Annotated in this window: 13 protein-coding genes; 4 read left to right on the forward strand and 9 right to left on the reverse strand. The window is 40.5% G+C overall.

Features of this window, described 5'->3' with window-relative positions; genetic code table 11:
- Positions 1 to 111 precede the first annotated feature (111 nt).
- Both CKW03_RS14690 and CKW03_RS14695 read left to right on the forward strand, forming a co-directional pair.
- Positions 112 to 849, forward strand: a complete 738-nt coding sequence (locus CKW03_RS14690; protein ID WP_093098247.1) for a hypothetical protein — start codon at positions 112 to 114, stop codon at positions 847 to 849.
- A gap of 112 nt (positions 850 to 961) precedes the next feature.
- A complete protein-coding gene (locus tag CKW03_RS14695) occupies positions 962 to 1,423 on the forward strand; it encodes an NUDIX domain-containing protein (RefSeq protein WP_093098249.1) in 462 nt (153 codons plus the stop codon).
- A 328-nt stretch (positions 1,424 to 1,751) separates the two neighbouring features.
- Here CKW03_RS14695 and CKW03_RS14700 read toward each other — a convergent pair whose 3' ends face one another.
- From CKW03_RS14700 to CKW03_RS14730, 8 genes are all read right to left on the reverse strand, one after another.
- Entirely contained in the window at positions 1,752 to 2,093 is a 342-nt protein-coding gene (locus CKW03_RS14700; protein ID WP_139185472.1) for an HAD domain-containing protein, read from the reverse strand.
- Positions 2,094 to 2,113: 20 nt separating this feature from the next.
- Positions 2,114 to 2,245 (reverse strand): hypothetical protein, encoded by a 132-nt coding sequence (locus CKW03_RS20790; protein ID WP_261771998.1) that lies wholly within the window; start codon positions 2,243 to 2,245, stop codon positions 2,114 to 2,116.
- 53 nt (positions 2,246 to 2,298) lie between these two features.
- Complete coding sequence (gene rlmH / locus CKW03_RS14705) at positions 2,299 to 2,772, reverse strand: 23S rRNA (pseudouridine(1915)-N(3))-methyltransferase RlmH (protein ID WP_093098500.1); 474 nt, start codon at positions 2,770 to 2,772, stop codon at positions 2,299 to 2,301.
- Positions 2,773 to 2,890: 118 nt separating this feature from the next.
- Entirely contained in the window at positions 2,891 to 3,523 is a 633-nt protein-coding gene (locus CKW03_RS14710) for a YceI family protein (RefSeq protein ID WP_093098253.1), read from the reverse strand.
- 98 nt (positions 3,524 to 3,621) lie between these two features.
- Positions 3,622 to 4,947 (reverse strand): UDP-N-acetylglucosamine 1-carboxyvinyltransferase, encoded by a 1,326-nt coding sequence (gene murA, locus CKW03_RS14715; protein WP_093098255.1) that lies wholly within the window; start codon positions 4,945 to 4,947, stop codon positions 3,622 to 3,624.
- 122 nt (positions 4,948 to 5,069) lie between these two features.
- Positions 5,070 to 5,798, reverse strand: a complete 729-nt coding sequence (locus CKW03_RS14720) for a DUF4290 domain-containing protein (protein ID WP_093098257.1) — start codon at positions 5,796 to 5,798, stop codon at positions 5,070 to 5,072.
- Between the two features lie 57 nt (positions 5,799 to 5,855).
- Entirely contained in the window at positions 5,856 to 8,141 is a 2,286-nt protein-coding gene (locus tag CKW03_RS14725) for an ATP-dependent helicase (protein WP_093098259.1), read from the reverse strand.
- A gap of 114 nt (positions 8,142 to 8,255) precedes the next feature.
- The gene (locus CKW03_RS14730; protein WP_093098261.1) at positions 8,256 to 8,885 is read right to left on the reverse strand and encodes a CatA-like O-acetyltransferase; all 630 of its coding nucleotides are present in this window, start codon (positions 8,883 to 8,885) and stop codon (positions 8,256 to 8,258) included.
- Between the two features lie 141 nt (positions 8,886 to 9,026).
- Between CKW03_RS14730 and CKW03_RS14735 the strand changes: the two genes are divergently transcribed.
- The gene (locus CKW03_RS14735) at positions 9,027 to 9,710 is read left to right on the forward strand and encodes a M15 family metallopeptidase (protein ID WP_093098262.1); all 684 of its coding nucleotides are present in this window, start codon (positions 9,027 to 9,029) and stop codon (positions 9,708 to 9,710) included.
- A 783-nt stretch (positions 9,711 to 10,493) separates the two neighbouring features.
- Here the strand turns inward: CKW03_RS14735 and dnaB are convergent.
- On the reverse strand, positions 10,494 to 12,089 hold the full coding sequence (dnaB, locus tag CKW03_RS14740; RefSeq protein ID WP_093098264.1) for a replicative DNA helicase: 1,596 nt from the start codon (positions 12,087 to 12,089) through the stop codon (positions 10,494 to 10,496).
- Positions 12,090 to 12,575: 486 nt separating this feature from the next.
- Between dnaB and CKW03_RS14745 the strand changes: the two genes are divergently transcribed.
- A complete protein-coding gene (locus tag CKW03_RS14745; RefSeq protein ID WP_093098265.1) occupies positions 12,576 to 13,337 on the forward strand; it encodes an SDR family NAD(P)-dependent oxidoreductase in 762 nt (253 codons plus the stop codon).
- Positions 13,338 to 13,342: the final 5 nt, after the last annotated feature.

Here is a 13,342-nt window from a genome sequence, read left to right on the forward strand (position 1 = left end):
AATAAACCAGTTTATCTTACCCTAATTGTCCTTTAAATCCCATCATTTTTGAATAAAACACTTTACATTAAGACAATAATCCTTACTTTTAGCCGTATTTTCAAAGGACTTATGAGTAACATACATTTTTTTGATGCTAATGCGGGATCCGGGAATTTAGGAGATCTTGAAAAAACACTAGTCATTAACAACCTGCTAACAATCCCCTTAGAAAAAAGGAACAATGATTGGGTAGCAGAGTTTATCGATAATATTGCTGAGGCAAACCTAGCGGTATCCGAACCAGAAATCATCATGAGTACGGAGGGGTTCCCTTATTTCAACCTGCGTTCCGTAGAACCTGGAGAAAACTTCCAAGCCTATGTCATTAAGAATAAATTAGGAAACTTACTGCAGAATGGTTTTGGAGTCGCATTGAATACCCGAAAGGAAAATCCGGACTGGATGTTCAGCTATGGAGATCTATTGAACTATGCATTGCGCAATGAATTCTATACAGACGAGCACCATTTTTCTTTGAACAATGAAGATTTCGTGATCGGAAGCGATGAAGAGATCTTGGTTGGGCAACCATCCCAAGAGATCCTACCAGACTATGCGCGTCGTCAGATCCGTGAATTCCTACAATATTCAGGAGTGAAAAATCCGATGGTCATGTTGATCGCCAGGAATTACACCGATGAAGAAACGGTCACACAAGATTTAGTATTCAACATTACTCCAAAAAACTTTTCGAACGAAAAAGAGTACAAACAAGCAATGAATACCATTTCTTGGTTTTTACCTAAACACTACTCCCTGGTTGGCTTAGAGACCGAATCAGTAGATTCAGGTTTCCAACCTTTATAATATTGATGGTCAAGGTAGGTCTTCCTGCCTTGGCCATTCACCAGACTCAGAAATTACAAATTACTACATCAGGATTTTGCCCTTTCCAAGGCAGGATCAAATATTTTTAACTATGTTTTTATTTAATGTTAGGGTTTATGGCATATTGATCAATGATCGTAATGAAGTTTTGATTAGCGATGAACGAACGGAGAATGTATCCTTCACAAAATTTCCTGGTGGCGGCTTAGAATATGGAGAAGGATTGATCGATGCATTAAAAAGAGAATATCTGGAAGAAACTGGAATGGAAGTCGAGGTCATCAAGCATATTTACACCACCGACTTCTTTGAAAAATCCAGTTTTAATGATAGTCAAATTATTTCCATTTATTATCAAGTAGAGCAAAAAAACAACGTAGAATTAAACATTAGGACAAAATCTTTCGACTTTACTGAAAAATCCCTAGAAGGAAAACTACAAGCTTTTAGGTTAATTCCTTTAAAAGAACTGCAAGAAAATGACCTAACATTTAAAACAGACCAAGTTGCATGGGTTGAATTCTTAAAAAATATAGATAAAATTCAATTATAATATAAATGTTGCAACTTTTATTTGATTTTATAATAAAAGGTTTTTACTTTTACAGTGGGTCTTGGAGATAGACTGTAGTCTGGTCTAAGATCTATGTTTTGAAAACACCTAGTTCTATAGGGTTTTATTAATAGTTAGTGTGATTTTAAGGCGATACTCCCCGTATCGCCTTATTTATTTGCCAGCTAAGCCCAACGAACCCCTTACCGCCATGTCTACTCCTTTCAATCCTTTAAACCTTGTTACAACAGCTTAAACAAGACTACAAAAACAAAAAAAAGACCTTATCCTTATAACGATAAAGCCTTTTGAAATACTTTCAAATTTTTTAACCCAGCATTGTCTTTTTCACTTTCCTTTTTAGAACACTTTTTAATTCATTTTGGTTACTCAATCCTATATACGGATTAGTCAAAACCAAGCGCTCTTTAAAGTTCAATGGTAAATCATTCAAGGATTTAACATCATCAATAATCAAGACCTCTTCCGGTTTTAATTTATGCTTATTTATCCATTCAATAATCTCTGTTTTCCTTTGATTGGCAATATCCAAACTGTAGTTTATCGGATTATCAGAATATGAACTGGTCCCATCCATAACTCCATAGAAATTCCAGCTAAAGGATATTTCAAAATTATTTAGCGCAATAAATTCTTCGAATTCTTGCAAAATGAATCCATTAAGCCCCCCTATCTCAACAGATAAGCCAATAAAATTACAATTGCCCCACCGATAATAATGATCCACTTATTGATATTACCACCGTGAGCTCCTTCCTGACTCTTAAACTTATAATCCCTTTTAAATTTATTATCGTCCATGATTATCCTTTACATTTAATATATGATGCTATAAATATTCAATTTACATAAAATTATTCGTGATGGTAAGGCTCACCCCTCATAATCGTATAGGCGCGATAGATCTGCTCCACAAAAAACAAGCGGACCATCTGATGCGAAAAAGTCATCCTCGAAAGCGATATCTTCGCATTTGCCCGTTGATAGACCGTATCATCAAAGCCATAAGGTCCACCGATCATAAAAACCAAATGCGTCACACTGGATATCATCTGTTTCTCCAGGAACGCTGAAAACTCCATCGAGCTATATTCCTTACCTCGTTCATCCAGCAAGATGATAAAATCCTGGTTACTGCAATTTTTGAGCAGTAACTGCGCCTCTTTTTCTTTCTGCTGACTCTCGCTCAGGTTCTTGGAATTCTTGATATCGGGAATCGCAACAATCTGGAAATTCACATAATGCTTCAACCTCTTGGTATAGATCTCAATCCCCTTCACGATATGTTGGTCATCTGTCTTACCGATACAGATCAGCGTAATTTTCATTGGCAATGCATTTAATTGAATTACAAAAATAAGATAATAAGTCCGTTCCCAAGGGGTTGAGGCATAAAAAAAGCCTTTGATCAATGACCAAAGGCTCTTATTATAGAATTAAATAAAATTATTTATTTGCAACAAGGGTAATGTCAAAATTGATTTCTTTAGAGATCAAATCATCAGATTTTCCTTCATAAGTTACACCCCAATCAGCTCTTGTGATGTTAAAGTTTGCAGTAGCTTTAACTGCAGCTTCAGTAGCTTCAACAACTTTAGCTTCGAATGTAATGTTCTTGCTAACACCTTTGATAACCAAGTTACCAGAGATATTCAAATCTGCATCAGTCGCACCAGGTTTAACCTCAGTAACCGTGAAAGTAGCTTCAGGGAATTTTTCTACAGCGAAAAAGTCTTCTGATTTCAAGTGTCCGTCCAATTTACCTTTGAACTCGCCTTCTAAGTCAGTAGATCCGATAGTAGTCATATCCAATACAACGTTTGCACCAGTCAATTTACCGTTATCAACGTTAACTGTTCCCGATTTAATCGCAACTGTACCAGTATGTTTACCGGTTACTTTTGTGCCTGTCCATACTACTTTAGACGCAGTTGTATCAACTGTATAAGCATTTCCTACAACTTCAGATTGAGTGATCGCAACTGAATCCTTGGTTTCAGCTTTTTTACCTTCTGGGTTTCCAGCGCATGAAGCCAATACTAATGCCGCAACTGCTGATAATAATGTTATTTTTTTCATTTGTTTGTTTGAACAATTAATTTGAGCACAAAAATATATAGACTTAGTAGATTATCCAACTCTGAATCCTTTTTTAACATTAGTAAGACAATTCAGGTTTAGTGGCCAGCTGGCTGAGCCTCAACCCTTCTGATGTCTGCACCTAATGCTTTCAAGCGTTCTTCGATGTGCTGATAACCTCTTTCAATCTGTTCGATATTATAGATTACAGACTTTCCTTGTGCCGACAATGCCGCAATCAATAAGGATACCCCAGCGCGGATATCCGGAGAAGTCATTTCAATTCCGCGAAGTTTATTTTGCTTGTTCAAGCCGATTACTGTCGCACGATGTGGATCACATAGAATAATCTGAGCACCCATATCGATCAATTTATCGACGAAGAACAATCTACTTTCAAACATCTTTTGGTGGATCAAGACATTCCCTTTGGCTTGGATGGCCGTAACCAAGACAATACTCAAAAGATCCGGCGTAAAACCAGGCCAAGGTGCATCAGAAATGGTCAAGATAGACCCATCAATAAAGGTATCAATTTCATAATTCTCTTGAGCAGGGATAAAGATATCATCACCTCTCAATTCAAATTTGATCCCCAATCGAGAAAATACAGATGGTATAATCCCCAATTCTTGGAAACATACGTCCTTGATCGTGATTTCCGACCCAGTCATAGCTGCCAAACCAATGAAAGAACCAATCTCGATCATATCTGGAAGCATTTTATGGCTTGTTCCACCCAATTTCTCAACGCCTTCAATCGTCAATAAGTTCGAACCGATTCCAGAGATCTTAGCTCCCATCCTATTCAACATCTTACAAAGCTGTTGAAGATATGGCTCACAGGCTGCATTATAGATGGTAGTCACTCCCTTTGCAAGGACTGCTGCCATGACGATATTTGCCGTACCCGTAACCGAAGCCTCATCCAAAAGGATGTAAGTTCCCTTCAATTGCGTTGCATCTACATTGAAGAAATGGTTCTCCGCATCATAGACAAATTTTGCCCCTAACTTTTCAAAACCTAAAAAGTGGGTATCCAAACGGCGTCTTCCGATCTTGTCACCCCCCGGTTTAGGGATTGCAGCCTTTCCAAATCTAGCCAACAATGGCCCAACGATCATGATCGACCCACGTAAGCTACCGCCTTTTTTCTTGAATTCTTCCGATTGAAAATAATCTATATTGATGTTTTTTGCCTCAAACTCATAAGTATCATCACTGATTCTATTTACCTCGACACCCATCGCAGCCAAAAGATCGATCAATTTATTGACGTCCTTAATGTCCGGAATATTGCTAATGGTCATTTTCTCCCCAGTCAATAAAACTGCAGAGATGATTTGTAATGCTTCGTTTTTTGCCCCTTGCGGAACGATTTCTCCTTTTAATGGTTTGCCACCGTAAATTTCAAATGCATTCATAGTTTTTTCATATCAACCCTACCTTCGGAATGGTACTAGCCCAAAGGTCTGTTCAATTCATATTAATCCCACATGAAAAAAGCAATTGTCCGTTTCGATTCAATTGCTTTCTTCATCCGGTCTTATTTATAGCTTTTTTTCTGTCTGTTATTGTTGTTGTTATTGTTCGAGGGCCTCTTGTTGTTATTGTTGTTGTTATTGTTGCTCCTCTTGTTGTTATAGTTGTTTTGTGGCTTGTTTTGTTGTTGTTGGCCACTTCCACTACTTGAGGATTTAACACGATTCCCCGGAGGCGGAGTTTTGAAGTCAAGCTTGGTCAGCACTGTGTCTCCCGGAAGAACCAATTCTCCACGCGACAAGGTTTTCAGGTCCTGAAGGATTTGATCATCCGATACCGAATCTTTGTTCCAGGTCAGGTAGGCCATCTTCATGAAATTGGCAATGCTCAATGTCATTTTCAATCTTGCTTCGGGATTACTGATGTTCAATGTTTTATTGATCATCTCCTCCACCGTATGTCCATAATGCTTGAACCTAATATTATGGTTCGGGTATTTTAGCGTCTCAGGTTTATGGTGGATATTTTCCTTGGTAGGAATTGGATATGGAGAATCCACATCGATCTTGAAGTCCGAAATGATATATAGGTGATCCCAAAGTTTATGCTTGAAATCAGATACATCACGTAGATGCGGGTTCAATACCCCCATCATATCAATGACAACCTGGGCTAAGCGGTTTCTTTCTTCCCTATCTGACAGCGTACAAATATAGTCGACCATATTCTGTACATTTCTGCCATATTCCGCCAAAATCAATTTTGGTCTAGTGCTGTTATAATCAAAAATCATATGTTTATTTTGCTTTAACCCTATATAGGTGTTAAATATGTAATGCTAATTTGGGTATTAATTTACTATTCTAAGCTTGGCAAATTTAAGCAACAATTGCTTCTGTCCCAACTCTTTGAAGAAAATAGTTGCTTTTACGTCCGGTTTGTTTCCTTCCAGGTTAATTACCTTGCCAAATCCAAAGCGTTCATGTTCAACTTCCATACCAACCTGTAGACCCGAAGTATCCGATGGTGCAAAGTCCGCACTCGGCTTGTGCGCCTTAGGCAAAATCGAGGTCGTTTTCACCACTTTCGGCTTTGGTTTCGAGAATACATCACCGCTTGTAATGTTCTCCTTACGTTGCCATTGTACCCTTTCCGAGCCAAAATCATCATCCATCATCGCCCCTCCACGAGGTTTGAAGTCTAGATCCAGACAGCTTGGATTCAATTCATCCAAAAATCTGCTCGGCTCGCAATTGTTCAAGGTTCCCCAACGGTAGCGAGATGTTGCATACGAAATATGCAATTTCTTCTCTGCCCGTGTAACAGCAACATAAAACAACCTCCGCTCCTCCTCCAGTTCCGATCTAGAATTCAACGAAAGCTGCGATGGGAAAAGGTTTTCCTCCAGCCCTACGATATGGACTACTGGAAACTCCAATCCCTTTGAAGCATGGATGGTCATCAATGAAACCGTATCCGCATTCGGATCCTTATCATTGTCATCATTAGTCAGCAAAGCAATGTCCTGCATAAAGACATCCAGACCTTTCTCTTCCAGGTCTTCCCTTTCCGAAAACTCCTTGATACCATTCAATAATTCCTGGATATTCTCATACCTGGCCAGACCTTCAACAGATTTATCTTCATATAGATCCTTCAGGATCCCAGAATGCTGTGCAATGTGCATGGCCGTATCAAATGCCGTGTTGGTTTTTGCGGTCGCCTGGAAACTCTGGATCATCAATCCAAAATTAGAAACCGATGCCGCACTCCTTCCATCCAAGAACATTTGGGAATTAGCTACCACATCCCACAAGCGCAATTGCTGTTGATCGGCAGCCACCATGATCTTTTCAACAGTCGTATCACCGATCCCTCTGCGCGGATAGTTGATCACACGTTTCAGGGCCTCCTCATCGTTCGGGTTGAATGTCAGCCTAAAATAAGCAATTAAATCCTTAATTTCCTTACGTTGATAGAAGGAAGTTCCTCCGTACAATTTGTAAGGGATATTCAATTTCCGCAAAGCCTCCTCCAATGACCTGGATTGGGCATTTGTACGATAGAGAATAGCGAAATCCTTATACCTCAATCCTTTCAGAGATTTTTCCTGCGAGATGGCTTCAGCCACGATCTTTCCTTCCTCATTGTCCGAAAAGGCTCGACTTACCTTGATTTTCTCACCATCCTCATTATCAGAGAACACGTTCTTTTCCAATTGATTCTTGTTGTTGGCAATAATGCTGTTGGCAGCATTCACGATCATCTTGGTCGAACGGTAGTTTTGTTCTAATTTGAACACCTTCACATCTGGATAATCCTTTTGGAAATTCAAGATGTTCTGGATGTTAGCGCCACGGAAGGCATAGATACTCTGCGCATCATCACCTACCACACAAATGTTCTCATTCACCGCGGCCAGTCTCTTCACGATCAAGTACTGCGAAAAGTTGGTGTCCTGGTACTCATCCACCATCAGGTATTTAAACTGATGCTGATATTTATGCAATACCTCCGGATATTTATTGAGCAACACATTGGTCTTGAACAGCAAATCATCAAAATCCATCGCTCCAGCACGGTAACAACGCTGTGCATAAGCCATATAGATCTGACCCAACTGTCCTCTTCCATTTGATTGATCCTCGGCAAGGATCGCTTCGTTCTTATTATATTCCTGTGGGGAAATTAAATTATTTTTCGCTGATGAAATCCTCCCATAAACATGATTCACGTTATAGAGCTTGTCATCCAGGTTCATCTCTTTCAAAATGGTCCGCAATAGGCTCTTGGTATCATCCGTATCATAGATGGTAAAGTTCTTGGGATATCCCAAAAGTTCTGCTTCGACCCTCAAGATTCGCGCAAACACCGAGTGGAATGTACCCATCCATATATTCTTGGCTTCAGAGCCTACCACCTTCATGATACGTTCACGCATTTCCTTGGCTGCCTTGTTGGTAAAGGTCAGCACCAGAACGTTGAAAGGATCAACTCCTTTTTGTATCAAATGGGCTACTCTATAGGTAATTACACGCGTTTTTCCAGATCCCGCTCCAGCAACAATCATCACTGGACCTTCTGTTTGTTCAACTGCGGCTCGTTGTGAGGGGTTCAGTCCTGCTAAAAAATCCAAAATACTCTCCTAAATTTATCTTATGTAATGCCTCAAAAATGGGGACTCAAATTTAATAAAAATAGGCATACTATTTTAGAAAATTATCCACAGACACAAGAAGATAGCAAAAACCTAATCGATTTGATCTAGCAATTGCTGAAATCGCTCCATAAACAGACCCACATGGTAACCGTCGACCAAGGCATGGTGCGCATGTAACGAAATCGCCATGGTCTTTTTTCCATTGCGGTCCATTAATTTGGCAAAGGAAATCTTCGGACAGGAATCCGGATAGTTGAAGTTCCTGGCATGGGAAAGCGAAGTGAAATTCACCCATGGCAATGCGGAACAATGTACCTCATTGATCCTCGCACCACTTAGATCCAATCCCGTAGAGGCCTTCACTTTTTCAATCGCTAGATTTGCCCCTTCCAAAAAAGAAGATTCATCTTCATGGAAATCGATGTAAGAGAAACCAAATGTATTATCTGCTCTCAGCACCGTGGTCGAGATATGCACCTGATCATACAGGTACAATTCTCCACTATCGATCCGAAGCCTGAAATTCTCGACCTCATTCATGGCCTTCAGCGCTCGGTACAGATAGTACATAAAGAAAGATTGCGATCTTTTCTTGGCTTCATGGTAAGCAATACTTAAATCCAACTCAGCAGTAATCCCATGGAACGGCTCTGGAAATTGGGAAAAGAACTCGAAATGTTCTCTTCTCGCCCAATTTGCTACATCAAATTTCTTTCTCATATTTCGACAAAACTAATCATTCCGCTTTTTTCCGAAAAACGATTGTGGATATTTACTTAACAAAAACCAAAACCTCCATAGAAGGTTTCAAACTTCCAAAGGTTTTTTACATTTGTCCTATAATCATCAAAACCATAGATCATGAAAACTCGGTATTTATTCCTTATACACTTGCTTGCCTTGAGCCTATTATTTTCTTGCGCCAGCCAGCGCGAGATCCCTAATTCCTTCGTTAATCTAAAGGATCAGATCCCCAACCTTGAAATCGATCTGAGATATTATGGAAACCATAATTTCTTGGGAAGACGCGTCAAAGGCTATGAGGCCAATAAAGTCTTTATCAGCAAGGAAGCAGCAAACGCATTGGTCCAAATCCAAAAAGAACTGAACCAACAAGGTTTAGGAATCAAGGTATTCGATGCCTACAGACCGCAGCAGGCTGTAAACTACTTTAAGGATTGGGCTTTGGACATTGCCGATACCGCAGCTAAAAAAGAATTCTATCCTGATGTGGATAAACGAAACCTGTTTAAACTGGGTTATATTGCCGAAAAATCTGGACATAGCCGCGGTAGTACCATCGACCTCACCATCATCAAACTGCAGGACAAACAAGAATTGGACATGGGAACCGGTTTCGACTATTTCGGCGAACCCTCACACCACGATTATAACAACCTTTCAGCAGAACAAAAAGCCAACCGAAAACTACTCAAGGACATCATGGAAAAACATGGCTTCAAAGCTATCGAAGAAGAATGGTGGCATTATACCCTAAAGAATGAACCCTTCAAGGACCAGTATTTTGATTTTAAGGTGAAGTAGATTTGGGGATGATTGGTTTGAACCAGGATGGATGGGATGCGGAGTTCGACTCCGCTCACCCACCGGATGGGCCAAGATCTGGGTTTGAAAGTAGCCTCCTAGACTATATTTGGCCACAATTCTGTAGGGGCGTATCGCATACGCCCGCCGCATAAATTTGAATATATATTGCAGATTACATTGGCGTACAGGTTCTTAACCTTCGGTAAAGAATGACAGGCATTAATAATAGAGAACCGTACAGATTCTTCACTAATCGTTCAGAATTGGATATTCCAAGGAGGGATTTAGAGTGAAACGAAGAATCTATTTTTTGTTTTTTTTATGGGTCGTTGTCATCGCGAAATCGTAAGATGAGCAAACTATTTTTTCTCTGCTGAAAGTTTTATTGAAAAATATTTCACCCACGCTGTGGGTTGGCTTTTTCGTACATCTATTTTCTATAAAGATTCCACCCACGCTGTGGGTTTTTACATTATCCAAAAAAAAACCAATTCCGTAGGCGTATCGCATACGCCCGCCGCATACATTTGAACCAGGATGAATGGGATGCGAGGATAGACCAAGATCATGGCATGAAAGTGGCCTCCTAGACTATATTTGGCCACAATTCTGTAGGGGCGTATCGCATACGCCCGCCTTATACAAACAATCAATAAACATCCATCTTGGGATATGATCTTTTTCAACTTTCCACAAAAAAATGCACCCTTTCGGGTGCATTTATATTTTGTTTACATGATGCGGGCTTATGCCATAAGCCCCTACAGTGTTTTTGCAGTTCTAAAACGGTGCATCATCCGGCATATCATTCATCCTTGACGGCATGGTGATCCCTCCGCCGAAGTCGCCGAAATTACCTGATGGTTGGATTGCATTTCCCATCCCACCGCCGAAATCATTGAAACTTCCGCCATCTGGACCCATACCCGAGAAATCATCCTCAAGATCGACGAACTTCACATATTTACCGACGAAACGCAATGGAACAATACCGGTCTCACCGTTACGGTGTTTGGAGATAATAACCTCTCCCACCCCTACGGTAGATCTTCCTTCCTCATCTTCTAACAATCCGTAGTACTCTGGACGGTACAGGAACAATACCATATCGGCATCCTGCTCAATAGATCCAGACTCACGTAAGTCGGATAACATAGGACGCTTACTGTTTCCTGGTCTAGACTCAACCGCACGACTTAACTGCGATAAGGCCAAAACTGGAATGTTCAATTCTTTCGCTACTGATTTTAAGGCACGTGATATACTACCGATCTCCTGTTCACGGTTACCACCACCTTTACCATCAGCTTTACCATGCATTAACTGCAAGTAATCGACGATTACCATCTGTATATCATACTGAGCCTTCAGACGTCTACACTTAGCACGGAATTCAAACACGTTCAGTGCCGGCGTATCATCAATAATCAATGGCGCCTCAGTCAAACGACCAATCCTTGAGTGCAATTGCTGCCATTCATGGTCGGCTAGATTTCCTTTTTTCAGTTTCTCTTGTTCAATCTCTGTTTCACCAGCGATTAAACGATTCACCAACTGCACGGATGACATCTCCAGGGAGAATACAGCTACTGCCTTATTATGGTCTACTGCAGCATTACGCGCCACGGATAATACGAATGCCGTCTTACCCATCGCAGGACGAGCCGCGATAATCACCAAGTCAGAAGGTTGCCAACCTGAGGTCATTCTGTCCAATGCAGTCAGACCTGAAGGTATACCGGTCAATCCATCGGTTTTATCACGCAAGGATTCCAAAGAGGAAATCGCTTCCCGCATGATATCGTCCATCTTTCTGGAATCTCTCCTCAAGTTGTTTTGGGCAATATCAAAAAGGGATTTCTCTGCATGATCCAATAGATCGAAGATATCCGAGGTTTCATCATAGGACGAATTGATGATTTCCGTGGAAACCTTGATCAATTCACGTTGAATATATTTCTGCGAAATAATACGGGCATGGTATTCTATATTGGCAGCCGATACCACACGGTCAGTCAACTGTGTAATATAATAGGCACCACCTACCATTTCCAAGGCTCCCATCTGGCGCAGTTCAGCAACTACGGTCAAAATATCGATTGGGGAAGTCTTCTGGAATAGGTTATAGATTGCCTGGAATATCTTCTGATGCGACTCTTTATAAAACGACTCTGGTTTCAAGATATCAATGACTTCACTTAGTGCATTTTTCTCCAACATCAGGGCACCTAACACTGCCTCCTCAAGGTCCAATGCTTGCGGAGGGAGCTTGCCTAGTCCGGAGACTAAGTTATTTAAGCTCGTTCTTTTCTTGTTGAAATTTGCACGACTAGGTTGTCCTGACGTACTGTTGTTAAATTCGTTTTCTAAAGACATACTAAAAAATATTTCTCGGCTTGATTCACCCTGTTTTCAAGGATAGGGTAACAAATGTAAGAAAAATAAAAGTCGCCCTACTATCAAGTTTTGAACAGTAAAAAATAGGTGCTCCAACAATCATGCAATAGCAGTTGTAAAACAGGGACTAATAATCAACATCAATTGTGAAGAACCTGTTAATAACTAAATATACGCATTAAAAATCAAGCCTTTACCCGAATGTGGATAAGATTGGCCGATGTGAATAACCTACCCGAAAGGGTCATGCAAACAGTTATTTTCAGGCCTTTTGCCCTCTTCAATTCATAGTCAACGAGTTAAGCGCTTTCAGGTACTCTTTAAGTTTATGAAAGCATTTGCAGGAACAGAAATTTTTAGTCTTTTGTTGTATATTTGTTATGTATCATAATCAAGCATCTACTGAAATTCCGGATCTCCATTCGGGAAAAAAGTATGAAGCCAAGTAAAATAAATTTCAATAAAATGAGGACAGTTTTAATCACGGGAGCTAGCTCTGGAATCGGAGAAGCTTGCGCCCTGGAATTGGCAAAAGAAAATAAATACAGGTTTCTTTTATGTGCCAGAAGAGTTGAAAAACTGGAAGAATTGATTCAAAAAATCAAAACCATCAACCCTAATACCGAAACCCATAGCTTTAAATTGGATGTCCGCAATGCGGAAGAGGTAGAAACCACTTTATCCAACCTTCCACAGGAATGGAAAAAGGTCGATATCCTAATCAATAACGCTGGACTTAGCCAAGGTTTAGACTCCATCCAAGATGGACAGATTGGCGACTGGGACCGTATGATCGACACCAATGTCAAAGGCTTATTGTATGTCAGCAAATTTGTTATCCCCATGATGGAAGGTAGTGAACAAGCTCATATCATCAATATGGGATCTATCGCAGGAAAAGAAGTCTATCCAAACGGGAATGTCTACTGCGCTACCAAACATGCTGTGGATGCATTGACCAAAGCCATGCGCATTGACCTGCTGGCCAAAGGCATCAAGGTCACCAGTATAGACCCCGGCATGGTAGAGACCGAATTCTCCGAAGTGAGGTTCCATGGCGATAAAGATCGTGCAAAAACAGTTTACAAGGGATTGACACCCTTATCAGGCCAAGACATCGCCGAGATCGTATCTTTCGTCCTTTCCAGACCAAAGCATGTCAATATCAACGACCTATTGGTAATGCCAACCGCCCAAGCAAACGGTACACTTGTTATTAGAAAATAAATACT

Origin of the sequence: Sphingobacterium mizutaii (assembly GCF_900187125.1) — a bacterium.
Classification (GTDB): Bacteria; Bacteroidota; Bacteroidia; order Sphingobacteriales; family Sphingobacteriaceae; genus Sphingobacterium; species Sphingobacterium mizutaii.

Coding starts and splice junctions, on each gene's coding strand:
- CKW03_RS14690 (WP_093098247.1), top strand. CDS start 112: ATGAGTAACATACATTTTTTTGATGCTAATGCGGGATCCGGGAATTTA.
- CKW03_RS14695 (WP_093098249.1), top strand. CDS start 962: ATGTTTTTATTTAATGTTAGGGTTTATGGCATATTGATCAATGATCGT.
- CKW03_RS20790 (WP_261771998.1), bottom strand. CDS start 2,245: ATGGACGATAATAAATTTAAAAGGGATTATAAGTTTAAGAGTCAGGAA.
- rlmH (WP_093098500.1), bottom strand. CDS start 2,772: ATGAAAATTACGCTGATCTGTATCGGTAAGACAGATGACCAACATATC.
- CKW03_RS14710 (WP_093098253.1), bottom strand. CDS start 3,523: ATGAAAAAAATAACATTATTATCAGCAGTTGCGGCATTAGTATTGGCT.
- murA (WP_093098255.1), bottom strand. CDS start 4,947: ATGAATGCATTTGAAATTTACGGTGGCAAACCATTAAAAGGAGAAATC.
- CKW03_RS14720 (WP_093098257.1), bottom strand. CDS start 5,798: ATGATTTTTGATTATAACAGCACTAGACCAAAATTGATTTTGGCGGAA.
- CKW03_RS14730 (WP_093098261.1), bottom strand. CDS start 8,885: ATGAGAAAGAAATTTGATGTAGCAAATTGGGCGAGAAGAGAACATTTC.
- CKW03_RS14735 (WP_093098262.1), top strand. CDS start 9,027: ATGAAAACTCGGTATTTATTCCTTATACACTTGCTTGCCTTGAGCCTA.
- dnaB (WP_093098264.1), bottom strand. CDS start 12,089: ATGTCTTTAGAAAACGAATTTAACAACAGTACGTCAGGACAACCTAGT.
- CKW03_RS14745 (WP_093098265.1), top strand. CDS start 12,576: ATGAGGACAGTTTTAATCACGGGAGCTAGCTCTGGAATCGGAGAAGCT.